Here is a 23966-nt window from a genome sequence, read left to right on the forward strand (position 1 = left end):
TTATTGGCAAGTCCCTTCGATAAATTGGATATTTGGATTGTTCAAATCAATCTGAAGAGGCAACTTGCACTGTTGCGTACGCGCTTCTCCCCACTTAACTTGAACAACGCTCTGCGCAGGAACCCCACTCAAATAAACTTCTCCGTCATTCGCGACAATGCCCGATGAGACGACATGCTGCTGTGCGAGAAGATTAACTTGGGTACCAAACATGAGTAACTGGTTATTTTTCTTCAATTTTAATACCACTCGCCCACCACGCTTCGCTTTGAGATCCACCAAAACAATTGCACCGCTTGTGGGAACAACTGTCGCTGAATTCAATTCCACATCATCATTACCCTTTAACGTAGCGGTATCCACACTCACTTTATTGCGCTCATAGCGCGTTAACATTGGGATCACCGCATACCCTTGCCCATTGGTATGCAGTGAAGGCACATTATTCACTTTCAAATGACCAATATCTTGAGCCTTAACCAGTCCAATAGCATCAGAAAACGCCCGTGAAGCAGTCACTCCATCTTGATGAAATAACAGTGACCCTGTCGCCGCCGCATGGGCAGATTGATATTCAGGAGCATAATCCCAACCCACCCCAAATTCACCGTAAGAGGCTAAGTAATTACCACGGATACCATGGCTGAATTGTCGATTTTTATGATGATATTGTTGAGTAATGTCGTATTGTAATTGATTGGCATTGAAGGCTGAGCCATTCAAGCTAACTGTACTTATTCCGCCGGCATTGCGGCTCGTGTTGTAGCTATAAACAGCCCAATACGCATTTTCTTTCCAACGAAATGGCATACTGCAATTAAAGGAGAACAACTTATCCACCCTATGGGGATTATTTTGTTCAGAATGAGAATAGGAAAAACTGTAATTAATAGATTTATACTGAGAGCCAAAACTGACCGTAAGGTTATTATCGGCCCCTGACTGTCCCCAATATTTTTGCTGATATCCATTAATGTTTAAAGAGCCCCATGTTCCTAAAGCTTGACTCAACGCAATCTGTAAACGTTGTTTCTTTGATAATCGTTCGATGCTTATGGTTTGAAAATAAGCATGACTTTCATCGGGCTCTAACGCGTATTGAGCGGATAAATTTAGTCCCGTCCCTGTATTTTGAATAACTTTAGTATATTGAAAACGGTAGGTTTGCTCAGTTACCTTTGAATATTGCTGCCAGTGTGATTGTGAGTATTTCATATCCAGTGAAATCCCCCCGAAATAACCTAAACTCACTCCAGTTCCTAAAACATAAACTTGTTCATTTTCTGAGATAAGCGCACCACCTAATAACGACACATTGCCATAATTTGCTAAATTGATTGGCAGACCATAGATCCCAGAGAATTGAATAAAATAAGGTTTTTGCGTCACTTTATCTTCTCGATATTTTCCAAGTTCAATGCTGTATTTTAATGAACCTTCCCTTTGCATGATGGGAGCATTAGAAAAAGGTTGGGTAAATGTTCTTATTGAACCATTTGCTTCGGCGACCATAACCTGTAAATCGCCACTGAACGACGTTGGATAAAGGTCATTCAATATAAATTCCCCAGCAGGTACCGACGTTTGATAAATAATTTGACCATTTTGATGAACAGTGACCACCGCATTAGTATTTGCAACACCATTAACGACAGGAGCAAATCCACGGAGACTTTGCGGTAACATGCTTTCTTCCGACATTAGCTTGATACCACGATATTGAAAAACATCCATGATCCCGTTATCAGACGCTGTTTCTCCAATAATTAAATGACTTTTAAAATCACGAATATCCCGCTCTAAGAAGGTTTGCAAACTATGCAAAATAATCTTTTCATTCGTGTCATTGTAATAACTGTGATTACGCAGCCGCCAAGCTCCCCAATTGATTCCATTTCGTAAACCTACATAAATATTTTGTTGATTGTTCGAGCTTCCCCAAGCTCGGTTAAACCGCGCTGAATAGTTAATAAACATCCCGTTGATCCCATCGTCCCATTCGGCAGCATCAATATAGCCTCGGCTCGTCATTTCCATTGCAATTTGAGGAATACTAATATCCAATCGGCTTGAAAAAAAATCATGGTGAATGTCACTACCATCAATTGAGTGTTTAATATCTAAAATTTCATCGGCTGAGGAAATTTTGTTTTCTTGTAATAACATTGAAGGTTTAACACCCCATCTTATTAACTGATCTTTATTTATCTTGGGTTTTAGTTTTTTTTCTTCATCATCATAAATAAACTCAATTAACTCATCCGCAACTTTACTTCCATTAACATAAATATTGACCTGATAACGACCAGGAAGTTGCCCTTCCATTTTAGATAGGTAATTTAATAATGAAGGGTCAGATAACTGATTTCCAATCCCTGTATTAACTGCATTGATGTCAAATATTTCACTTGCGCAGAGGATTGACGGAAACCCAATTGATGAAAGAAATGTAATCTTAATAAAAATGATTTTCTTACTGTACAACCAGTTTTTGATTAAATGGTGTGTTTCCATACACTAGCTCTTGGTTATTTTCTTTTCCACAATAGCACCATAGTCATTGATAAATTCGACAGTAACTACATGCCCCTTATCCATTCTTCTTTTTAAGATATAATTATCTACCCATGGGTAGACCATTTTCGTTCCTTTTATACTCTCGCCATTAATTAAAATACTTTTAATTGATAAATGATATGGTGTTTTATTATTGATTTTCACTCCATCATTCTCTTTTGTTAAAATTATATTTTCAAAATTCAATGGCTCAATATCGTTTGAGCGCAGGAAAAGTTTAAATTGGGAGTTAATAATAATTTGAAGCTCATTTTCAATATTCTCATCCTTAGGAGGGATTGATTTTATATTTAATAAAAATATTTTCTCTTGATTAGATGAAAGAGGCTGACCTAAATACGCAATTCTTGCCGCTCCATAACTGTTTGGCTCAACACGAAATAAAGCAGGTGTTGCAATAAATGGCGCTTTAATATCCTCATTAAATCCTGTTACCCAACTTTGAATCAAAAAAGGTTTTTTTTCATTACTATTAAAAATTGGAATTGAAATTTCTCGTTTATTATCCATGTAAACAAAACGAGTTCCACCTACACTGATCCCAGATGCTGATGCTAAAGAAACAAAACAGAAAAAAAATAGCACAACTGAATAAATTATTTTCATATGAATGCCAACATAAAATAAATATGGGTGACAAACGTCACCCATCATATTATTGATATTGAATACTATAAACTGCACTACTATTCGCTTGCCCCGCCGTTGCGGCCCCCGTTGCTTTAAACGCTGCAACATACTCCAATTCTGCTGATTTTCCAGCTAAAGCAACCTCTTTGCTATCTTCATATAATTTGATCTGAGAAGTTGCATTTTTTTCATACAGGGCGATACCCACGTTTTTTGCTGTTCCAGCACCATGATGTAACGCCAGAATATCTTGGTCAACCGAATCTCGGTTTCCACCAAAATTAACGGTAACTTTGGTATCTTCAGGGCAATCCACGAGTTTAATTGTGAAATTCGTTAATCCAGCCATTTCTCCAGCGGAAGATAAACTTTTGGTGGAGACTCTACCAAGATCAACATTTAAGTTACGTGATTGACTGTCTACGGTACAAGCTTGCTCCGTTATTTCTCCCGTAAAATTAATCACGCCAGAAGCAAATACTGCTGGTGACATCGTGATAGCCAAAGTCAGTCCCAATAAAGTTAGGGATTTATTTAGAATATGCATAATATTTCCTATAAATAGAATGTATGTTTTTAAATTTATCTTTTAAAGACGAAATGTAATCTATATTTTCTGTTCGCCAGAAATATAGCACCACCATCCAATTAAGTTAATGAATGGTTATATTGAATTTTTTAAATTTAAATCAAAAATACTTATATGCTTTACAGAATAAATTTAAAATCAAAATTAATTAGTTCGGAAATCATTAAATAGGTAATTTATTATTATTTCATTGATTATTGGACTCTTGTTTTTATACATATAGAATTGATATTTTGAATTACCTATATCATTCTCAACTTCTTTTAGGATATTTTTCTCTATCAATTCATGAATGATATTTCTAGGGAACCAAGAGTAGCCAACTGAATTTCTAGCTAATTTAATTGCTGTTTCAGTATTTGCAACCTTAACAATTTGGTGACTCTGTATCTTATCTTGAAATGTAGAGGACAAAACAATGTGTGGTGTTTTTTCCAGTTTATGCCTAATTTTATCTTTCGTGCATCGCTGTAAATAATGATTTGGCTCTGTAACAAGAACTGCATCAACCTCTCCTAAAAAGATAGGATTTAATGAGCCAACATAATGATGAGATATCAATAAATCAAATTCTTTGGATGACAATATATCCTCCCGATTAAGTAGTGTTTTAGTTAATTCGACATCATAATCTTTTCTACTTTTTATTAGGCTCCCAATTTTATTTAATAGGTCATCGCTGCTATATAATGCATCTATGAAAATTTTTATTTTATTGTTTATTTTTTTATTTATTAATTTTGCGGCTATTTCTAATGCAATCGCTTTATTGGTTACTTCTCGTGATAATGTTAATAACGCTTCACCCTGTTCTGTTAATACGGCTCGTCGTTTTTCTACTACAAAGATTTCAATATCTAATATTTGTTCTAATTTACTAATGGTATAACTAATCGAAGATTGTGTTTTATGCAATACTTCGGCTGCTTGTGCAAACCCGCCATAATCGACTACAGCTTGTAAAGTTATCCACTGATCTAATGTTGTTTTCGTTTTATCCATAATTTTTCCAGCCCGTCATCTTCACTCGCTTTTATCTCGGGAAGAATATAACAATGCATTTAGAATATCACTCATCCTTTTTGGGTTTTTAGCATTATTTTAAAGTCACCTTTAAAATTAAATTTATTCCACAATTATATATATTAATAAACATATAATCCCCTAAAAAACAAAAGCCACGGATAATTATTACCGTGGCTTTTTATGATTCTGAAAAGAAATCTAGCGATATAAATCCTTTCGCTGGTAAGGTTCTATCTCACCTTCCTTGCGTGTTTTCAAGAGCTTAAGAATCCACGTATATTGCTCTGGATTAGGCTCAACCAAAAACTCTAACTCTTCATTCATTCGACGTGCAATATAGTTATCATCTTGCCCATCAATATCATCCATTGGTTCACGAACATAAATATGTAATTGATGATTAACGTGATCGTACACCGGAAATAAAGGAACAATTTTCGCTTTACACACTTTCATCAATCGGCCAATCGCGGGTAAGGTCGCTTTGTATGTACCAAAGAAATCAACAAACTCACTGTGCTCTTCCCCATGATCTTGGTCTGGTAGATAAAAACCCCAGTAACCTTGCCTGACCGATGCAATAAAAGGTTTAATTCCTGCTTCACGAGAATGAAGTCGTCCACCAAAATGGTAACGTGCTTTGTTCCATAAATAATCTGCAACAGGGTTTTTCTGGTGATGGAACATAGCAGCCATATTCTGTCCCATCGCCGCTAGTAGCATGGCAGGAGCATCTACGGCCCAGCCGTGAGGAACCATAAAAATCACATTGCTTTGCTGTTCCTGCAGTTGCTCAATAATCTGTTTGTTATGCCACTGCGTACGCGCTAATGTGCGCTCTGCGCCACGCACACACAGTTCAGCTAACATGACAAAAGACTGTGGTGCGGTTTCAAACATCCGGTCAACCAACTCTTCTCTTTGTTGCTCTTCCATATTAGGAAAGCAATAGAGTAAGTTAATTTTTGCCCGACGACGGGCGCTTTTCGCTAATCGTCCAACCCATTTGCCTATTTTTGCCAGCATAGGATCACGCACTTTTACAGGGATATAAGCAAGCGCAACAAAGAGGCCTGCACCTAGCCAAACGCCCCAATATTTAGGTAATAAATAGGATTTATGAAACGTTGGCACATAGCCCTTTTTGCTGTCGGTATCTTGTTCTTTATTCATGTTATACCCAAGAAATCACGGCTATTTTGATAACCAAAAATGAATGTGTAAGAGCATTACAAAAAAAACTGGCAGACACAAGTATCTGCCAGTTATTGGATGATAAAACTGAAATGGTTATTTCAATTTAAGCTGAGGTTTAGTCTCTTTAACCAGCTCTAAGTACTCTTTACGTTCTTTACCTGTTAAACCACCTGAGCTTGGTAATTTCGCAGTCAATGGGTTGACGGCTTGCTGGTTAACCCACATTTCGAAATGAAGATGAGGCCCTGTAGAACGTCCAGTATTACCTGATAATGCAATGCGATCACCACGCTTCACTTTTTGCCCTGGTTTCACCAGCAATTGACGTAAATGCATATAACGCGTGGTGTATTGGCGACCATGGCGAATAGCAATAAAGTTTCCTGCTGCACCGCTGTATTTCGCCACAATCACTTCGCCATCACCAACCGCTAATACCGGCGTACCCACTGGCATTGAGAAGTCGACCCCTTTATGTGGTGCAACTCGCCCCGTTACCGGGTTAACACGACGTGGATTGAAGTGCGATGAAACTCTGAACTGCTTAACCGTTGGAAAACGCAAGAAACCGCGTTCTAAACCATTACCTTCACTGTCATAATAACGACCATCTTCAGCACGGAAAGCGTAGTAATTTTTACCACCAGACTGTAAACGCACACCAACTAGTTGACTCTGTTCATGAGTCCCATTGAGCATCTCGCGGCCCATTAAAACGGTAAACTTATCGCCTTTTTTCAGCTTGTTAAAGTCCACCTGCCACTGTAATGCTTTGGTAACTTCACGGCCTTCTGTACGAGTCAAGCCCGCTTTCTTTGTGCTTTGAGCAAACGTTCCGTCGATAGAACCGGTCATCACGCTGTTTGTCCAATCGCCTTTACGGATCTCTTTCACTTCTTCAAATTTGTTGGTTGCCCCAACACGTTTGAAGATACGCGTTTCACGGCGAGAAACATCCCATGTTAAGGACTCTAATTCGCCGTCCGTATTCAATGTCCAGCTAAGGGTTTGACCGATTTTTAAATTACGTAATGATTTATGTTGGTTTGAAAGTGTCGCAACATCACCAGCTTCAATACCAAACTGGGTCAAAATAGACGATAAATTATCGCCACTTGAGACAACATATTCATGTGCGAGCGGTGTACCATCCGCATCTGATGCATCGGTGTCGCTGTCTGCAACGCCTTCATCGGGTAACTGTTCGCTACTATCTTGAATTAAATCATCACCTTCTGCCTCAATTGCAGATTGAGAAAAAGGAATGACGGTATCAGGAGAACTGTCACTTTCATACGTGGTAGGGATATGTACAGGCCGCCAAATCGCGACGGCCATGGTAGCGACGGTGAGCGTGCTCAACACAATTTTATGGGTCTTGGACAAGCCGTTAAATGCCTGCACAATACCACTTGCCATTTGCTGCACTTTAAACTATTCCTCTATGCTTAATTCAGGCAGCTTGCGTATTGTTCTGATAATTGAGTCAGAAACTTCATGTAGCTATCTGGTCCAATTGCCAGCCCACTACCGAGTGGGTCGAGAGTACCCATCTTGACTCCCGTATTTTTCGCTACGCTTTCAATAACCGCAGGTCTGAATTGTGGCTCAGCAAAAACGCATTGCGCTTTATGCTCAACCAGTTGTGTTCGTATTTGATGCAATTTTTGGGCACCGGGCTGAATCTCAGGGTTTATCGTAAAATGCCCTAATGGAGCGAGCTGATAGTGTTTTTCAAAGTAGCCATAAGCATCGTGAAAAACAAAATACCCTTTATTTTGAGCCGACTTTAAAATACTAGCAATTTTCTTATTGTTTTGCGCCATGTTTTCTTTGAATTTACGAAGGTTTACGTCCAGCTTATCTTTCTGATCAGGATAAAGCTCTACTAAACGCGCGTAAATATCATCGGCTGCCAAATTTGCAATATCTGGGGACAACCAGATGTGCATATTATACTCACCATGGTGATGATGTTCGTGATCCGCATCATGATTAGGTTCATCGGCATGTTGATGGCTATCTTCCTCCTCGTGGTTTTCGGCCATTAATAAGTTATGAATATTTTTCTGCTCAGCCAATGCCAGACGTTTATTCTGGTCTAACACGTTGATTGGCTTCTCTAAAAACATTTCTAATTCAGGTCCAACCCAAACAAATAAATCAGCCTGTTTTATCTTTTTTAAATCCGATGGTTTCAGTGCATAATCATGTGGCGAAGCACCATCTGGAAGTAAAACTTGTGTATCAGTGACACCATCAGCGATCCCCGCAGCAATGAAGGCTAAAGGTCGAATCGATGTAACGACATCAGCGTTGGCCATTGGTAACATTGATGCGGTTAAAACTGAGGCTAACGTAGCTTTGCAGATGAATTTACGGGTAATAAGTTTCGATTTGTGTATCATGAACATTTTCCGTGATCTTAAAATTGAAATGTTATAATATAACACAACTTGATTTCTGCAAGATGTTTTCATATGCAACCACTACTATCTTTAAATAAAATCTCAGTCTCATTTGGCGATAAACCCGTATTAAAGGATGTCACTTTTGCACTTAACAAAGGTGATATCGTGACGTTATTGGGGCCTAATGGTGCTGGTAAATCCACGATTGTTCGCGTGGTATTGGGGCTATTAGCGCCCACATCAGGCACTATCAGCAGAGCCTCGTCACTCTCTATTGGCTATGTTCCACAAAAACTGCATTTAGATACCACCCTACCTCTAACCGTGAAGCGGTTTATGATGTTAAAGCAAGGTGTCCGCACGGAGCATTTATTACCCGCTCTCGAACGGGTTAAAGCCACGCATCTTATTGATCAGCCAATGCAAAAACTCTCGGGTGGTGAAACCCAGCGCGTTTTGCTTGCGCGTGCATTACTCAATAAACCTGATTTGTTGGTTCTCGATGAACCCGCTCAAGGCGTCGATATTAATGGTCAAGTTGCGTTGTATGACTTAATCAATCAATTGAGAACTGAACTCGGTTGCGCGGTTCTCATGGTCTCTCACGACCTGCATTTAGTGATGGCAAAAACGGACCAAGTTTTATGTATCAACGGGCATATTTGTTGCTCTGGTACCCCTGATGTTGTCTCTAACCACCCAGAATTTGTCGCTATGTTTGGCTATCGAGGCGCACAGCAACTAGGTGTTTACCGTCATCAACACAATCACCAACATGACTTAGAAGGTAATGTGATCTCATCCCACCAACATAGCAAGGATTGCCACCATGATTGAGTTACTGCTACCTGGGTGGATTGCAGGTATGTTACTCGCGATTGCTGCAGGCCCTTTAGGTTCCTTTGTGGTTTGGCGACGTATGTCCTATTTTGGGGATACCCTCGCCCACGCATCTTTGCTAGGTGTTGCCTTCGGTTTGCTACTAAACATTAATCCCTTTTACGCCGTGATCGCAGTGACTTTATTATTGGCCCTGATCCTCGTGTGGCTGGAAAAACGTCCTCAACTCGCCGTGGATACGTTACTCGGCATTATGGCTCACAGCTCTCTCTCTTTAGGGCTGGTTGTTGTCAGCCTAATGGCAAATGTCCGCGTTGACCTAATGGCTTACTTATTTGGCGATTTGTTATCAGTAACATACGAAGATATTATAACGATTTTAATTGGCGTGGTTGTCGTTTGTGGGTTGCTTTTTTATCGATGGCGGGCGCTTTTATCGATGACAGTTAGCTCAGAGCTAGCTTTTGTGGATGGAATTAATCTCCAACGCTCTCGCTTATTGTTGATGATGGTCACAGCGTTAACTATCGGGATAGCAATGAAATTTGTTGGTGCGCTGATCATTACTTCTTTGCTGATCATTCCCGCTGCTACTGCCCGACGTTTTGCCAAAACACCAGAACAAATGGCGCTCACAGCCATTGGTATTGGCATGGTTTCCGTTACTGGCGGATTAACCCTATCAGCATTTTACGATACTCCTGCAGGCCCATCAGTTGTACTAACCTCTGCCATTTTATTTATTCTAAGTTTGTGCGTAAAAACGAAAAACTAGTTGTATAAAAAATGCCTGAATAAAACCGTATCTAGGTAAAAAAACAAATAGAAAGCCCGCTTTATGCGGGTTCCAATAAAATTCAATAATACGTATTATTTAGCATTCTCTTTATCATTATTCGCGGGGGTTTCTACATCCCCGACACTATCGTTTATAAATCCACCGACACAATCCATAAATTGATTAACTTTTAGTTTAAATCCTTCATCTGAATATTTTGGATCATTTAACTTATCTTTTGGAACATTCACGTTTAAGTCCCCATGAAATTTCTTGTTTAAGTCAATTTCACCCTCGATACTCACCCATTATGTTGATCCCTCAGGTAGATATCGAGAACAACTTTCAATGGTTTCCTTATTGGTAATAGCTTTGGTATTTTTTGTGCAACCAGAAACAACCGTCGCAAATAAGAGTACTGTGAGCGCAAATGTGTAAGAAGATTTATTCATGTGACCTATCCTAATATACGAAAAAACACCACATAGTAATAAAAATCATTATCATTGTCTGTGTTTTTAAAATTTACTATATATATTCTCAATACCATTTCGCTGAATAAATAATGATAATTTCGCAATTTAGTGAAATATAGATACAAAAAAACCCAGTAATTGTGGCTAAATTGCTGGGTTCATTTCATTTGAAATACGTATGATATTATTTAAATAATACGCATATATATATATCAATCAAGCGTTTAAAAGCTAGACTTCTTTCGGCGTTAATCCAAAATGAGAATAAGCGTGGGCCGTTGCCATACGCCCTCTTGGCGTTCGCTGGATAAACCCTTGCTGAATAAGATAAGGTTCAAGCACATCTTCGATGGTCTCGCGCTCCTCGCCAATCGCAGCGGCAAGGTTATCAACACCCACCGGCCCCCCCATAAACTTATCGATGATGGCCACCAGCAGTTTACGGTCAAGATAGTCAAAGCCTGCCGCATCCACATTCAACATATCCAGCGCTTGGCTCGCAATCAACTCATCAATACTGCCATTGCCTTTTACTTGAGCAAAGTCACGCACACGACGTAATAAGCGGTTAGTGATCCGAGGCGTACCTCGAGAGCGCATCGCGACCTGCAATGCCCCTTCTTCGGTGATATCCAGTCCCATATACTGAGCACTACGCTTCACGATATGTTGCAAATCATCAACTTGGTAAAATTCTAAGCGCTGTACGATCCCAAAGCGGTCACGCAGCGGAGAAGTTAAGGAACCAGCCCGCGTAGTAGCGCCAATTAACGTGAATGGCGGTAAATCGATTTTAATGGAACGTGCCGCAGGGCCTTCACCAATCATAATATCCAATTGGTAATCTTCCATGGCAGGATACAAAATTTCTTCAACTACTGGCGAAAGGCGATGAATTTCATCAATAAACAGGACATCGTGAGGTTCAAGGTTAGTCAGCATGGCTGCCAAATCCCCTGCTTTTTCTAATACAGGCCCTGACGTTGTCCGCAAATTAACGCCAAGCTCATTGGCGACAATACCCGCTAAGGTGGTTTTTCCTAACCCTGGAGGCCCAAAAATTAATAGATGATCAAGCGCATCACCCCGCATTTTGGCTGCCTGAATAAATATTTCCATTTGATGCTTAACTTGCGGCTGCCCAATATACTCATCCAGTAATTTAGGGCGGATCGCGCGATCAATGGCTTCTTCTTCAGAATGCAACACTTCAGCAGTAATTAGGCGATCAGCTTCAATCATCGTATTAATCTCTCAATTAAAGTGCTGCGCGTAAGGCATCACGGATCAGGGTTTCAGAATCGCTATCAGGTTTCGCGACTTTACTCACCATACGGCTAGCTTCTTGCGGTTTATATCCCAGCGCAATCAAGGCAGCAGCTGCTTCGGCTTCAATATCTGCTTGGCTTGGCCCTTGGCTCTTCACGCTTGGTAAATCAATATCGCTCACTGAGTTGAAAAGATCCCCATTCAAGCCTTTGAAGCGGTCTTTCATTTCGACCACTAAACGCTCAGCAGTTTTCTTGCCAATACCCGGTAGTTTCACCAGAGAGGAAATCGCTTCTTGCTCAATGGCAGACACAAATTGCTGAGCGGACATACCCGATAAAATCGCGAGTGCCAGTTTAGGGCCGACACCATTAACTTTAATCAGCTCTTTAAATAGTGCACGTTCTTGCTTGTCATTGAAGCCATACAGCAATTGCGCGTCTTCTCGCACTACAAAGTGGGTAAAAACTATGGCTTCTTGGCCAATTTCAGGTAATTCATAGAAACAGGTCATTGGCATATGAACTTCATAGCCAACACCTTGTAGCTCAAGTAACACAATGGGTGGTTGCTTTTCTAACACGATGCCACGTAAACGACCTATCACACTGAACCCCTTTAATTTGATTAGCGTCTTAAATTTTGACTCTGCTGTTTATACCACAAAAAATGCTGGATGCATATCCAGCCCTCATCTTAATCTTCCGCGGGTTAACACTAAACGCGGATCCCCCACTTTCAGTAGGTTTTGATTAAAATGACAATGCGTGATAGCAATTGCCAGCGCATCTGCGGCATCCGCTTGGGGGCTAGCCGATAATTTTAGGATAGATTTCACCATATGTTGAACTTGGCTTTTTTCTGCCGCGCCCGTTCCCACAACGGTTTGTTTGACTTGGCGAGCCGCATATTCAAAAACGGGAATATTTTGGTTTGCTGCCGCGACAATCGCCACACCACGTGCCTGCCCCAACTTTAGTGCTGAGTCCGCATTCTTCGCCATAAAGACTTGTTCAATGGATAAAACATCAGGTTGGTACTGGGTGATAATTTCCGAGACTCCCGCATAAATACGCTGCAGACGGCTTGGTAAATCATCAACTTGAGTGCGAATACACCCACTTCCGAGATAGAGTAATTGCCTACCTTGTTGGCGAATAACACCGTATCCTGTGATCCGTGAACCAGGGTCAATACCCAGAATAATCGCCATATAAAACCTATAGTTGCCCTTTATTAATTTTCATATCATCTTATCCCCATCTAATGACAGCCACAATGGCAACAAGGGAATATCACGGTTTCCACCGCAATTTCAGTGTAAATAGCATTCCTGCCATCATAAATATAGCAAATAAAAGAAAAGGTGAAGATGGGAGAGGCGTTAGAGAAAACAGGCTGGACACAGCCCGCTTTCTCTACGCAGATATCGTCTTAATTACAGTTGCTCAGCAACCTCATCAGAGATATCACCGTTATGATAAACTTCCTGTACGTCGTCTGAATCTTCTAACATGTCGATCAGGCGCATTAATTTTGGTGCTGTTTCAACATCAAGTTCTGCCGTAATCGATGGGATCATAGAAACTTCAGCGGCTTCGCTAGTGAAACCAGCAGCATCTAATGCGTCTTTAACAGCACCAAACGTTTCAAAGGTGGTGTAAACATCTATTGCACCATCATCGTAAGTTTCAACGTCGTCAGCACCAGCTTCCAGTGCTGCTTCCATCAGTGCATCTTCGTCCACACCCGGTGCGTAAGTGATCACGCCACGTTTGGTGAACAGGTAAGATACAGAACCATCAGTCCCTAAGTTACCGCCCGTTTTAGTAAACGCGTGGCGAACTTCGGATACGGTACGGTTACGGTTGTCACTTAAACATTCAACCATAACCGCTGTGCCGCCAGGACCGTAACCTTCATAAATGATGGTTTCCATATTATCGTTTTCATCATTACCCACACCACGCGCAATCGCACGGTTTAATGTGTCGCGGGTCATGTTGTTTGATAATGCTTTATCCACAGCAGCACGCAAACGTGGGTTAGTTGCGACATCGCCGCCGCCTAAACGCGCTGCAGTGACCAGCTCACGAATAATTTTAGTGAAAATCTTACCGCGTTTTGCGTCTTGCGCCGCTTTACGGTGTTTGGTGTTGGCCCATTTACTATGACCTGCCATGAAATATCTCCAAAAACGTCAATAAAATAATTAAACAGCAAATTCTAAAATAGCCTGGCTGTTGCTCCACGATTTTGTCAGTTCAGCCGCCTTTTGCGGTTCAAGCCAACAAAACTCAGTGTGTTCAGTCAGTAATGGCGTTTGTTCATCACTCAGCACCAATTTAAACCAATGTTCTTTACAGTGGGTTACATCCGGTGCGTAACGATGTCTGAAATGCGAGAAAATTTCAAAGATGATACTTTTCGACAAATCATGTAACTGACTTGGTTGCGGGTTAAACCCCGTCTCTTCTTTGATTTCGCGAAGCGCTGCATCCGCAGCACTGTTTTCATGAAGTTCCAAACTTCCGGTCACTGATTGCCAGAAGTCTGGATCATCTTTACGCCGCATCATAAGCACCCGCCCCGTGTTTTCAGCCACCATAATGACTAATACCGATTCTGGGCGCTTATAACTTTTCATTACTCTTCTTCTTTCGCCACAACTGCAATCGCTAACTCAGTCAGCGAATCTGGGTTTGCATAGCTTGGCGCATTGGTCATTAAACATGCCGCTGCAGTCGTTTTCGGGAAGGCAATAACATCACGGATGTTATCAGTTCCAGTTAACAGCATCACTAAGCGGTCTAAACCAAATGCCAAACCTGCATGTGGTGGCGTACCATATTTCAGTGCATCTAACAGGAAGCCGAACTTCTCACGCTGTTCTTCTTCATTGATACCTAAAATACCGAATACGGTTTGTTGCATTTCACTACGGTGAATACGGACAGAACCGCCACCCACTTCGTAACCATTGATAACCATATCGTAGGCATTCGCAACGGCATCTTCAGGGTTCTTCGCCAGATCTTCCGGCGTGAAATCTTTTGGTGAAGTGAATGGGTGGTGCATTGCGGTTAAGCCGCCTTCACCATTTTCTTCAAACATTGGGAAGTCGATAACCCACAGTGGCTGCCAGCTATTTAAGTTGGTCAATTCGAAGTCACGACCCACTTTCAGGCGTAATGCGCCCATGGAGTCAGTCACCACATTTTTCGCACCCGCACCAAACAGGATAATATCGCCATCGGCTGCGCCAGTACGTTCAATAATTTGTTCGATAATTTCTAAGCTTAGGAATTTCGCAACTGGGCTTTGAATGCCTTCTAAGCCTTTCGCGCGTTCGTTGATTTTCATCCACGCTAAGCCTTTCGCACCATAGATGCCCACAAAATTGCCGTATTCGTCAATTTGTTTACGGGTCATTGCTGCGCCGCCTGGCACTTTCAGGGCTGCAACACGACCTTTAGGATCATTTGCTGGGCCCGCAAATACTGCAAATTCAACATCTTTAACGATATCAGCAACATCAACCAGTTCCATTGGGTTACGCAGGTCTGGTTTATCTGAACCGTAACGGCGCATCGCTTCTGCGAAGGTCATGATTGGGAAATCACCTAAATCAACACCTTTCACGTCAAGCCACAGGTTGCGGATCATACGCTCCATCACTTCGCGAACTTGTTCCGCGCTCATGAACGAGGTTTCCACATCGATTTGGGTAAATTCTGGTTGACGGTCAGCACGTAAATCTTCGTCACGGAAGCATTTTACGATTTGATAATAACGGTCAAAACCAGACATCATCAGCAGCTGTTTGAATAGCTGAGGGGATTGTGGCAATGCGTAGAATTTGCCTTTATGAACACGGCTTGGTACTAAGTAGTCACGCGCCCCTTCTGGCGTCGCTTTAGTTAGCATTGGCGTTTCAACGTCCATAAAGCCTTCTTTGTCCATAAAGTTACGAACAAAGCTGGTGATTTTCGCGCGAGTACGCAGACGGTCTGACATCTCCGGACGGCGTAAATCTAAATAGCGGTATTTTAAACGACGCTCTTCCGTGTTGGTTTGATTGCTGTCTAACGGCAGAGGTTCAGATTTGTTAAAGACTTCCAGACCTTCAGCAAAGATTTCAATTTCACCCGTTGCCATATCTTTGTTTTTCTGGCTATCTGGACGCGCACGTACTGTACCTGTGATTTGGATGCAGAACTCGTTACGCAGTTCTGACGCTTTCTCAAATATGTCTTTACGCTCTGGATCGAAGAAAACTTGAACGATACCTTCACGATCACGCATATCGATAAAAATCAAACCACCTAAGTCACGACGGCGGTTTACCCATCCACAAAGAGTGACCTTCTGGCCTTCATGAGCGATATTTAATTGCCCACAATAATTAGTACGCATACTCTATCCTTTTACTCAGCTTGTTGTGCTTTTGCTTGCTGCGGGAATTTGGCATTTAGCTGAAAATTCAGAATGTCAAAAAAGGCAGACATTATATAGGAAATTCTGTTAGACAAACAGTTTGCTATACAGCTTAACTGCGAAATTGATACAAAAAAACCATCTCCAATCAATAAAAATGGTTCTTATCTATCAAAACGATCGTAACTAATCTAAGAAAAGTTGCTCATCTAATTGATGATTAAAATCTGATTGTTTGTTAGATCATAATTTTTTTGGGAATAATTACCCGTTTCATTTTGCTATAATTACTCATATTCAGACACTTTTGCCTGAAACTAGAGGAACCTTTATGAAAAAAATTCTACTCGCATCATCCCTTCTTGTTCTGCTTGCAGGATGCCAAAACGGAAATAATACCAATACGATGAAGCCCACCAACAGCAACAATAAAATCTTTTATATCGACTCCTCTCTGGCTGACTGTGTCGGCGTTGCACCGATGAAATGCATGAAAGTTAAAGAAAAGCCAACTGATGATTGGCAATATTTTTACTCATCCATTCAAGGATTCAGCTATGAACCGGGCTATAACTACGTGCTAGAGGTGCAACAGTTTGATGTGCCTAACCCACCCGCTGATGCCCCAAGCATCCGTTATGAGTTAGTCAAAGTTATCGAGAAAAAATAATGTCGGCGCAGGTGTAAAATCACCTGCTCTTTTCTGTGAGTCACGACAAACGACAACGCGTTAAGGCTAAAAATGAGCACTAAAATCATTGATAAATTAGGTTTAATTACCATTCAGAATGGCAAAGTTGCCATGGTTCGTTCCCATAATAAAACCCTATTTTATATTCCTGGCGGGAAACGTGAGCAAGGTGAAACTGACCAACAGGCGCTTGCTCGCGAAATCGATGAGGAGCTCACATTAACCTTGCACCCTGAATCCATCCGTTTCTACGGAGAATTCACCGGATTGGCTGATGGCAAACAAGATGGCTCTCAGGTTTGTATCCGTTGTTACCAAGCCGATTATGACGGCATTCCTCAACCCGCGGCTGAAATTGCTGAATTAGCGTGGCTAGATTCCAATGATGCAGACCGCTGCTCTATCACTGCGATTGCTGTCTTGGCACAACTCAAAGCGGATAATCTCATTAAGTAATTCAAAAATGAATTATCAATAGCGATATATTTCTATTTGTAGATTTACTGATTAGGTTTTAAAATTTAGAAAATTTAATTTATCTCCACAGAGGTAGAGTAAAAAATGGTCAGTTCTTTATACGCTGTACTAGGAGCCTTACTGATACTGAGACTATCACTCAATGTCGTAAAGCTAAGAAATCAGTACCGTGTGTCTGTTGGCGATGGTGGGTTTTCTGAATTGCAAACCGCTATCCGTGTGCATGGCAATGCCATCGAGTACATTCCAATTTCATTAATTTTATTACTGTTAATGGAAATGAATGGCGCCAAAGTTTGGATGATCCATGTTTGTGGCATTCTGCTGATTGCAAGCCGCATGCTCCACTCTTACGGTTTAAAAAACCATGACTATTCACAACGCCGAATGGGAATGATGGGGACTTATCTGGCTCTCGCCTTGATGGTCATCGCCAATGCCTATTACCTGCCTTGGGTACAAATGGTGTCGTTCTCCTTTTAATTTCCTTAGCTTCTGTGCGGATTGTTTTTCAGGTTATGTTGTTTTCAGGTCATATGCCTTTCTGCTACAATCCGCCACTACTTTTGTTCTGCTAATTAATACAAGTCTATGTCAAGTCAGGATCCAAACCATAAAGACAGCCTTTTCTCCGCACCGATCGCCAATTTAGGTGACTGGAAGTTTGATGAAAAAGTGGCTGAAGTTTTCCCCGATATGATCCAACGTTCCGTACCGGGTTACTCCAATATCATCACCATGATTGGGATGCTAGCGGGTCGTTTTGTGACACCAAATAGTCAAGTCTATGATCTGGGTTGTTCCCTTGGTGCCGCCACCCTGTCTGTTCGTCGAAATATTTCAGTAGAAAACTGTAAAATCATTTCTGTCGATAATTCACCCGCTATGGTCGAACGCTGCCGCCGTCATATTGATGCGTATAAAGCACAAACGCCTGTCGAGGTTATCGAAGGAGATATTCGCGATATTCATATTGAAAACGCGTCCATGGTTATCCTTAACTTCACATTGCAGTTTTTAAATCCCGATGACCGCGAAAAATTGCTCACTAAAATTTACCAAGGGTTACTACCCGGTGGCATTTTAGTGTTATCTGAGAAATTTAATTTTGAAGATAAGCAAATTGGTGAGTTGTTATTTAACATGCACCATGATTTCAAACGCGCCAACGGGTATAGCGAACTCGAAATCAGCCAAAAACGCAGCATGCTCGAAAATGTCATGCTCACCGACTCTGTTGAAGCGCATAAAGCTCGCTTAAAACGCGTCGGATTCACACATTGTGAAGTCTGGTTCCAGTGTTTTAACTTCGGTTCATTATTAGCATTAAAAGAGGGGCAGTAATGATCGATTTCGGTCGTTTTTATCAACAAATTGCCGTTGGCCCTCTTAGCCATTGGTTAGAAACCCTGCCCGCTCAACTGGCGGCATGGAAAAAAGAAGGTCTACACGGTGGGTTCTCTTCATGGGAGAAAATGTTAGATAACCTGCCAGTGATGACGCCGACCCAGTTAGATATTAAAAATAGCGTTACTGCGACGCGCGACCCAGAATTAACCGAAGGCGAAACTCGCCGTTTAAACAATATCTTAGGGCAGTTGAAACCATGGCGTAAAGGTCCATTTTCCCTATATGGCGTCAATATCGATACCGAATGGCGTTCAGATTGGAAATGGGATCGCGTTCTGCCACATATTTCCCCATTAAAAGGCCGCCATGTATTAGATGTAGGCTGCGGAAGTGGCTACCACATGTGGCGTATGCTGGGCGAAGAAGCGGAGTTTGTCGTCGGTATCGATCCTACCGAACTGTTTTTATGCCAATTTGAAGCCGTTAGAAAACTGTTAGGTGATGACCAACGCGCACATTTACTGCCGCTCGGTATCGAACAACTGCCAGCATTAAAAGCCTTTGATACCGTATTCTCTATGGGCGTTCTGTATCATCGTCGCTCCCCACTCGACCATTTATGGCAGTTAAAAGACCAACTCGTCAGTGAAGGTGAGTTAGTGTTGGAAAGTTTGGTGATTGAAGGTGATGAATTCCAATGCCTGATCCCCGGTGACCGCTATGCACAAATGCGCAACGTTTACTTTATTCCTTCCGCCAAAATGCTCAAAGTGTGGTTAGAGAAATGTGGTTTTGTCGACGTACGCATTGTTGACCAAGCCGTGACTTCGTTAGACGAACAGCGCCGTACAGAGTGGATGCCAACGGATTCATTAGCAGAATTTTTAGACCCTAATGATCAAACCAAAACCATCGAAGGGTATCCTGCCCCTCTACGTGCGATTTTAGTGGCGAAAAAACCGTAATCTTGTCAGGCGACAATTCTCACCGGCCGCACATAACAAAACCCCCAAAAGTTTATCGACAACTCACGGGGGTTTTTATTTTTGTGCCACAAAAATAACGACTACAAATTATTCATTAAATACTCTTCAACCGCTTTTGCGTCATTAGCCGAATCAAAGTCCATACCTAATGATAGCGTGCCATCTTTTAATTCAATCGCCCTAGGCTTGGTATAGGAATAGGTAATGTTTTTGATTTTCGCACTGACTGACTGTTTTGCGAGTTCAGAGTGTTCACAGACATTGGCTATTCCCTTGAGCATCTCTTTGCTATAACCATCGATACCAATGGTTTCGAGTTGCTCTTTTGAAAAGGTTGCCCAGTCAAAGTTCGCTTTAATGTCTGACCCACAGGTTTTATTTAATGCAGAGATTTGAGAGGAAACTTCCGTTTCATACTTTTGGTGCTTCTCTTTTTCAGCTAATGAAAAAGCAAACGAGGAAGTTGTGATGAGCAAAAGTGATGAAGTTAAGACAATTTTTTTCAGCATGATTTTTTCCTTAAAATTCATTCAGCGGTTTTTAGTTTTTACTCAGTTCAAAAATCTAAAAACAAAGGGAGGTATTTAACCTCCCTTAGACCATTGACAAACCCATCAGGTTTGGAAATGGCTCTTTTGGGGTTGTAAAATTAACAAGGAAAATCAATTCATTGATTTTCGCCTGATAACACAAAGAGGGAAAAACCACGCTTTTATCCCTCTTTGTTATCAACCTCAGGGAGGTATTTAACCTCCCTATCTTAACTCTCCCTATCGTAAATTCAGTCAGTCCTATTCCGAATTTATGATTTATGCAGGCACTTTTTCCGTTATAGAAATAAAGTCCATCATCGCTTCCACCGTTGGCCCATCCACACAGTAGTGTGTGAACTCATCGGTTTCACTGTTTGAAGCCATGGTTACACCCGCTTTGCGGTAATTCATACTAGAAGGAACGGTTTTCCCTGCGGAGCTGTGCACTTCCGTTAGACCAATTTCCATAAACTTGGTCATATTCGCCAACCGAACCCCTGCGCCAGCCATAATGATTGGACCATTCATTTCACGGCTTTTTTCGTGCAACTCTTTCAGTAGTGGTAAACCTAATTCAGCACTTTGTTGCTGACCGGATGTTAAAATACGTGCCACCCCAAGGTTTTTAAGTTGCTCTAATGCCAGTAACGGATTGATACACATATCAAAAGCACGATGGAAAGTAATCTCCATTCCATTCGCAATTTCCATTAAGGTCTGCATCCGTTCGATATCAATACGCCCTTCTGTATCTAAGATCCCCACCACTGCGCCAGGAAACCCCATCTCCTTGATCATCTGTAAATCCTCACGGATCACATCAAATTCACTCACGTTATAGCAAAAATCACCACCACGAGGACGAATAATGGGATGAACAGGAATATGAAGTTTCTCTCTCGCCAGTTTTAAATAGCCGTAGCTTGGTGTTAGCCCCCCATCTGCTGCCCCCGAACAGAGCTCAATGCGATTTGCACCATATTCTTGCGCGACTTCGGCGCACTCTATACCAAAACAGCAAATTTCCAGTTTCGCCATGAAGATCTCCAAAATGGTCATAAGCTCAGTAGAATATGAGCTGAAAATTGAGGGTCAAAACGTGCTTTTTATTAGGCATTCAACTAACTATGCCACTTTTTGTTAAATGTTATCTGCGTGATATCACACCATTTAGAGTTGGCTCTAAATAATGATCAATAACGTTAATTGCATCACTTATTTTTCGCTTTCAACGATGTTTCTAAGGGAAAACGGGTGATATTTGAGAGTAATTAAGCCGTTTGTCACGGCCAAAGTCGGATTTGGCAGTCTTTCTTGCTGACCTTTAGGTTGACTCACTTTATAGGAGTATCCTTCCGGTAACGTATCCGGTAATAAACGACGCGCTGTCTCTTCCAATAATTCGGGCGCGACCTCAATGACCATTTCAATATGTTCCCAGCTCTCTTGAGGATAAGTTTTATCTTTAGGAAAAGGGAGCTCAATAATATAGACATCCTGCCCAGCGATTTGAATGGGCTTTTTCAGATCATAAAGACGAATTGGGCGACCGTTAATCAGGTTATCAGAAAGTAATTCAGCGCATTGTAATAGGCCGTCATGCCAACGCTCAGCAGTTTCCTGATGGTGGCAACGCACGGAAATATGGTCAATCACATAATCGGTCAAGGAAAGATTGAGAGAGTGCGCCATCGCCGCAACCTTTTGATCAAAGTCAGGTAGGTCGCACCATAGATCATTTAACTGAGGAATTTTATCGAAATCTAGCATTAACATGACTCTATAAATAGAAAACAAAGATAATAAAAAGTGAAACAAGCGCCAGACTGTAGCACGACTCCCCCAAAATATGGTATAAAACCTGCCGTTTTTTCTCTTCCACCTTTTAGTTACGCCCATGAAATGGCACAATGCGGTAACTATGTTCGTTATTTAAGGTAATCCGGTGAATATTCAGGCTATTCTTTCAGATAAAATCAGTGCTGCAATGCTAGCAGCGGGAGCTCCAGAAGGCTGTGACGCCCTTGTTCGTCAATCAGCTAAAGCGCAATTTGGTGACTATCAGGCTAACGGCGTGATGGGAGCTGCGAAAAAAATGGGCCTGCCTCCCCGACAACTGGCCGAGCAAATTGTTAGCCAATTAGATCTCGAAGGTATCGCATCAAAAATTGAAATCGCCGGTCCCGGTTTCATCAACATTTTTATCGACCCAACATGGATTGCGACTCACGCGGAAAACGCGCTGACCAGCGACCGTTTAGGCCTAGCACCTGTTAAAGCCGAAACCATCGTGATTGACTACTCGGCGCCTAACGTTGCGAAACAGATGCACGTTGGTCATTTACGCTCCACCATTATTGGTGATGCTGCGGCACGTACCCAAGAATTTATCGGTCACAAAGTGATCCGCGCTAACCACGTGGGCGACTGGGGCACACAATTCGGGATGCTAATTGCTTATTTAGAAAAAGTGCAAAATGAAGATGCTAGCGACATGGCACTTTCAGATCTCGAAGAATTCTACCGCGAAGCGAAAAAACATTACGACGAAGATGAAGACTTTGCCGTTCGTGCTCGTGGTTACGTTGTGAAATTACAATCTGGTGATGAATACTGCCGCAAAATGTGGCGTAAACTGGTTGATATCACCATGCAACAAAACCAAGAAACCTATCGCCGTTTAAACGTCACGTTGACGGAAGACGATGTGATGGGTGAAAGCCTGTATAACAGCATGCTGCCAGGCATCGTTGCTGACCTAAAAGCCAAAGGTTTAGCCGTAGAAAGTGAAGGCGCTACCGTCGTTTTCCTTGATGAATTCAAGAACAAAGAAGGCGAACCGATGGGCGTTATCGTCCAGAAGAAAGATGGCGGTTTCCTGTACACCACCACCGACATCGCCTGTGCAAAATACCGTTATGAAACCTTGCATGCGGATCGCTCCTTGTATTACATCGACTCCCGCCAGCATCAACATTTAATGCAAGCTTGGACTATTGTCCGTAAAGCGGGTTATATCCCAGAATCCATGGCGCTTGAGCACCATATGTTCGGCATGATGTTAGGAAAAGATGGTAAGCCATTCAAAACCCGTTCAGGCGGTACTGTTCGCCTGTCCGACCTGTTAGATGAAGCCGTTGAACGTGCTCAAACGCTGATCCGTGAGAAAAACCCGGATATGGCAGAAGAGGAATTGCTGAATCTTGCAAATGTCGTGGGTATCGGCGCGGTTAAATATGCAGATCTGTCTAAAAACCGTACCACTGACTACATTTTCGATTGGGACAATATGTTAGCTTTTGAAGGTAACACCGCGCCATATATGCAATATGCCTATACCCGCGTTGCCTCTATCTTCAAAAAAGCAGACATTACCGAAGCGGATTTAACGCTGCCAATCGTATTAGAAGCACCACACGAAATGGCATTGGCAACGCGTTTAATGCAATTTGAAGAGACTATCTTAACGGTTGCGCGTGAAGGGACGCCACACGTTATGTGTGCGTATCTGTATGACTTAGCGGGTCTGTTCTCTAGTTTCTACGAACATTGCCCTATTTTATCCGCAGACACCGATGCACAGCGTCAAAGCCGTTTAAAACTGGCCTTATTAACGCAAAAAACGTTAAAAGCGGGTCTGGATACGTTAGGTATCGAAACCGTCGAAAGAATGTAGTTTTATTCTTTTGTTTAAAGCCC

At 41.8% G+C, this 23966-nt stretch carries 23 protein-coding genes and 2 pseudogenes; 8 read left to right on the forward strand and 17 right to left on the reverse strand.

Features of this window, described 5'->3' with window-relative positions:
* The 7 genes from GKR74_RS12965 to znuA all read right to left on the reverse strand — a co-directional run bounded on the left by GKR74_RS12965 (position 1) and on the right by znuA (position 8427).
* Complete coding sequence (locus GKR74_RS12965; RefSeq protein ID WP_154603896.1) at positions 1–2514, reverse strand: fimbria/pilus outer membrane usher protein; 2514 nt, start codon at positions 2512–2514, stop codon at positions 1–3.
* Positions 2515–2517: 3 nt separating this feature from the next.
* Positions 2518–3315: a fimbrial biogenesis chaperone gene (locus tag GKR74_RS12970; protein WP_154603897.1), complete on the reverse strand. Its 798-nt coding sequence runs from the start codon at positions 3313–3315 to the stop codon at positions 2518–2520.
* Positions 3233–3754, reverse strand: coding sequence for a fimbrial protein (locus GKR74_RS12975; RefSeq protein ID WP_154603898.1), 522 nt, complete (start codon positions 3752–3754; stop codon positions 3233–3235). Before GKR74_RS12975 ends, GKR74_RS12970 begins: the two co-directional genes overlap by 83 nt.
* A 186-nt stretch (positions 3755–3940) precedes the next feature.
* Positions 3941–4798: a LysR family transcriptional regulator gene (locus tag GKR74_RS12980; RefSeq protein WP_154603899.1), complete on the reverse strand. Its 858-nt coding sequence runs from the start codon at positions 4796–4798 to the stop codon at positions 3941–3943.
* Positions 4799–5020: 222 nt separating this feature from the next.
* A complete protein-coding gene (lpxM, locus tag GKR74_RS12985; protein WP_154603900.1) occupies positions 5021–5995 on the reverse strand; it encodes a lauroyl-Kdo(2)-lipid IV(A) myristoyltransferase in 975 nt (324 codons plus the stop codon).
* Between the two features lie 117 nt (positions 5996–6112).
* A complete protein-coding gene (mepM, locus tag GKR74_RS12990) occupies positions 6113–7438 on the reverse strand; it encodes a murein DD-endopeptidase MepM (protein ID WP_154603901.1) in 1326 nt (441 codons plus the stop codon).
* Positions 7439–7467: 29 nt separating this feature from the next.
* A complete protein-coding gene (znuA, locus tag GKR74_RS12995; protein WP_154603902.1) occupies positions 7468–8427 on the reverse strand; it encodes a zinc ABC transporter substrate-binding protein ZnuA in 960 nt (319 codons plus the stop codon).
* 72 nt (positions 8428–8499) lie between these two features.
* Between znuA and znuC the strand changes: the two are divergent.
* A pseudogene (gene znuC / locus GKR74_RS13000) lies at positions 8500–9252 on the forward strand (zinc ABC transporter ATP-binding protein ZnuC); the annotation flags it as partial.
* Between the two features lie 7 nt (positions 9253–9259).
* Positions 9260–10045: a zinc ABC transporter permease subunit ZnuB gene (znuB, locus tag GKR74_RS13005; protein ID WP_036948270.1), complete on the forward strand. Its 786-nt coding sequence runs from the start codon at positions 9260–9262 to the stop codon at positions 10043–10045.
* A gap of 95 nt (positions 10046–10140) precedes the next feature.
* Here znuB and GKR74_RS18015 read toward each other — a convergent pair whose 3' ends face one another.
* From GKR74_RS18015 to aspS, 7 genes and pseudogenes are all read right to left on the reverse strand, one after another.
* Positions 10141–10299: a hypothetical protein gene (locus GKR74_RS18015; RefSeq protein WP_230089158.1), complete on the reverse strand. Its 159-nt coding sequence runs from the start codon at positions 10297–10299 to the stop codon at positions 10141–10143.
* 456 nt (positions 10300–10755) lie between these two features.
* The gene (gene ruvB, locus GKR74_RS13015; RefSeq protein WP_036948275.1) at positions 10756–11766 is read right to left on the reverse strand and encodes a Holliday junction branch migration DNA helicase RuvB; all 1011 of its coding nucleotides are present in this window, start codon (positions 11764–11766) and stop codon (positions 10756–10758) included.
* A 16-nt stretch (positions 11767–11782) separates the two neighbouring features.
* Positions 11783–12400 (reverse strand): Holliday junction branch migration protein RuvA, encoded by a 618-nt coding sequence (ruvA, locus tag GKR74_RS13020; RefSeq protein WP_006659946.1) that lies wholly within the window; start codon positions 12398–12400, stop codon positions 11783–11785.
* A gap of 48 nt (positions 12401–12448) precedes the next feature.
* Positions 12449–13006 (reverse strand): annotated as a pseudogene (gene ruvC / locus GKR74_RS13025) (crossover junction endodeoxyribonuclease RuvC).
* 225 nt (positions 13007–13231) lie between these two features.
* A complete protein-coding gene (locus GKR74_RS13030) occupies positions 13232–13975 on the reverse strand; it encodes a YebC/PmpR family DNA-binding transcriptional regulator (RefSeq protein ID WP_154603904.1) in 744 nt (247 codons plus the stop codon).
* 30 nt (positions 13976–14005) lie between these two features.
* On the reverse strand, positions 14006–14440 hold the full coding sequence (gene nudB / locus GKR74_RS13035) for a dihydroneopterin triphosphate diphosphatase (protein WP_154603905.1): 435 nt from the start codon (positions 14438–14440) through the stop codon (positions 14006–14008).
* The gene (gene aspS, locus GKR74_RS13040; protein WP_154603906.1) at positions 14440–16209 is read right to left on the reverse strand and encodes an aspartate--tRNA ligase; all 1770 of its coding nucleotides are present in this window, start codon (positions 16207–16209) and stop codon (positions 14440–14442) included. The genes nudB and aspS overlap by 1 nt, the downstream gene beginning before the upstream one ends.
* Before the next feature lie 352 nt (positions 16210–16561).
* Between aspS and GKR74_RS13045 the strand changes: the two genes are divergently transcribed.
* From GKR74_RS13045 to cmoB, 5 genes are all read left to right on the forward strand, one after another.
* Complete coding sequence (locus GKR74_RS13045) at positions 16562–16900, forward strand: DUF4377 domain-containing protein (protein ID WP_036948292.1); 339 nt, start codon at positions 16562–16564, stop codon at positions 16898–16900.
* 72 nt (positions 16901–16972) lie between these two features.
* Complete coding sequence (locus GKR74_RS13050; RefSeq protein WP_154603907.1) at positions 16973–17377, forward strand: NUDIX hydrolase; 405 nt, start codon at positions 16973–16975, stop codon at positions 17375–17377.
* Between the two features lie 105 nt (positions 17378–17482).
* Entirely contained in the window at positions 17483–17881 is a 399-nt protein-coding gene (locus GKR74_RS13055) for an MAPEG family protein (protein ID WP_154603908.1), read from the forward strand.
* Positions 17882–17989: 108 nt separating this feature from the next.
* Positions 17990–18742, forward strand: coding sequence for a carboxy-S-adenosyl-L-methionine synthase CmoA (gene cmoA, locus GKR74_RS13060; protein WP_036948300.1), 753 nt, complete (start codon positions 17990–17992; stop codon positions 18740–18742).
* Positions 18742–19713: a tRNA 5-methoxyuridine(34)/uridine 5-oxyacetic acid(34) synthase CmoB gene (gene cmoB, locus GKR74_RS13065; RefSeq protein ID WP_154603909.1), complete on the forward strand. Its 972-nt coding sequence runs from the start codon at positions 18742–18744 to the stop codon at positions 19711–19713. The genes cmoA and cmoB overlap by 1 nt, the downstream gene beginning before the upstream one ends.
* A 101-nt stretch (positions 19714–19814) precedes the next feature.
* Here the strand turns inward: cmoB and GKR74_RS13070 are convergent, their stop codons facing one another.
* The 3 genes from GKR74_RS13070 to GKR74_RS13080 all read right to left on the reverse strand — a co-directional run bounded on the left by GKR74_RS13070 (position 19815) and on the right by GKR74_RS13080 (position 22037).
* Positions 19815–20243 (reverse strand): hypothetical protein, encoded by a 429-nt coding sequence (locus GKR74_RS13070; protein WP_154603910.1) that lies wholly within the window; start codon positions 20241–20243, stop codon positions 19815–19817.
* Positions 20244–20543: 300 nt separating this feature from the next.
* Positions 20544–21305: a copper homeostasis protein CutC gene (gene cutC / locus GKR74_RS13075; protein WP_154603911.1), complete on the reverse strand. Its 762-nt coding sequence runs from the start codon at positions 21303–21305 to the stop codon at positions 20544–20546.
* A 177-nt stretch (positions 21306–21482) separates the two neighbouring features.
* On the reverse strand, positions 21483–22037 hold the full coding sequence (locus GKR74_RS13080; protein WP_154603912.1) for a VOC family protein: 555 nt from the start codon (positions 22035–22037) through the stop codon (positions 21483–21485).
* Positions 22038–22212: 175 nt separating this feature from the next.
* On the opposite strand from GKR74_RS13080, the gene argS reads away from it, so the two are divergent.
* On the forward strand, positions 22213–23943 hold the full coding sequence (argS, locus tag GKR74_RS13085; RefSeq protein ID WP_036954545.1) for an arginine--tRNA ligase: 1731 nt from the start codon (positions 22213–22215) through the stop codon (positions 23941–23943).
* Positions 23944–23966 lie beyond the last annotated feature (23 nt).

The sequence above is a fragment of the Providencia sp. wls1914 genome (assembly GCF_009706645.1).
Classification (GTDB): Bacteria; Pseudomonadota; Gammaproteobacteria; order Enterobacterales; family Enterobacteriaceae; genus Providencia; species Providencia zhijiangensis.

Excerpts from the sequence above, each read along its gene's own strand:
- cmoB (WP_154603909.1), top strand. The coding sequence starts at position 18,742 with ATGATCGATTTCGGTCGTTTTTATCAACAAATTGCCGTTGGCCCTCTT.
- GKR74_RS12965 (WP_154603896.1), bottom strand. The coding sequence starts at position 2,514 with ATGGAAACACACCATTTAATCAAAAACTGGTTGTACAGTAAGAAAATC.
- znuA (WP_154603902.1), bottom strand. The coding sequence starts at position 8,427 with ATGATACACAAATCGAAACTTATTACCCGTAAATTCATCTGCAAAGCT.
- mepM (WP_154603901.1), bottom strand. The coding sequence starts at position 7,438 with ATGGCAAGTGGTATTGTGCAGGCATTTAACGGCTTGTCCAAGACCCAT.
- GKR74_RS12980 (WP_154603899.1), bottom strand. The coding sequence starts at position 4,798 with ATGGATAAAACGAAAACAACATTAGATCAGTGGATAACTTTACAAGCT.
- GKR74_RS13055 (WP_154603908.1), top strand. The coding sequence starts at position 17,483 with ATGGTCAGTTCTTTATACGCTGTACTAGGAGCCTTACTGATACTGAGA.
- lpxM (WP_154603900.1), bottom strand. The coding sequence starts at position 5,995 with ATGAATAAAGAACAAGATACCGACAGCAAAAAGGGCTATGTGCCAACG.
- GKR74_RS12975 (WP_154603898.1), bottom strand. The coding sequence starts at position 3,754 with ATGCATATTCTAAATAAATCCCTAACTTTATTGGGACTGACTTTGGCT.
- GKR74_RS13050 (WP_154603907.1), top strand. The coding sequence starts at position 16,973 with ATGAGCACTAAAATCATTGATAAATTAGGTTTAATTACCATTCAGAAT.
- aspS (WP_154603906.1), bottom strand. The coding sequence starts at position 16,209 with ATGCGTACTAATTATTGTGGGCAATTAAATATCGCTCATGAAGGCCAG.
- znuB (WP_036948270.1), top strand. The coding sequence starts at position 9,260 with ATGATTGAGTTACTGCTACCTGGGTGGATTGCAGGTATGTTACTCGCG.
- GKR74_RS13080 (WP_154603912.1), bottom strand. The coding sequence starts at position 22,037 with ATGCTAGATTTCGATAAAATTCCTCAGTTAAATGATCTATGGTGCGAC.
- GKR74_RS12970 (WP_154603897.1), bottom strand. The coding sequence starts at position 3,315 with ATGTTGCAGCGTTTAAAGCAACGGGGGCCGCAACGGCGGGGCAAGCGA.
- nudB (WP_154603905.1), bottom strand. The coding sequence starts at position 14,440 with ATGAAAAGTTATAAGCGCCCAGAATCGGTATTAGTCATTATGGTGGCT.
- cmoA (WP_036948300.1), top strand. The coding sequence starts at position 17,990 with ATGTCAAGTCAGGATCCAAACCATAAAGACAGCCTTTTCTCCGCACCG.
- ruvB (WP_036948275.1), bottom strand. The coding sequence starts at position 11,766 with ATGATTGAAGCTGATCGCCTAATTACTGCTGAAGTGTTGCATTCTGAA.
- cutC (WP_154603911.1), bottom strand. The coding sequence starts at position 21,305 with ATGGCGAAACTGGAAATTTGCTGTTTTGGTATAGAGTGCGCCGAAGTC.
- GKR74_RS13045 (WP_036948292.1), top strand. The coding sequence starts at position 16,562 with ATGAAAAAAATTCTACTCGCATCATCCCTTCTTGTTCTGCTTGCAGGA.
- GKR74_RS13030 (WP_154603904.1), bottom strand. The coding sequence starts at position 13,975 with ATGGCAGGTCATAGTAAATGGGCCAACACCAAACACCGTAAAGCGGCG.
- GKR74_RS13070 (WP_154603910.1), bottom strand. The coding sequence starts at position 20,243 with ATGCTGAAAAAAATTGTCTTAACTTCATCACTTTTGCTCATCACAACT.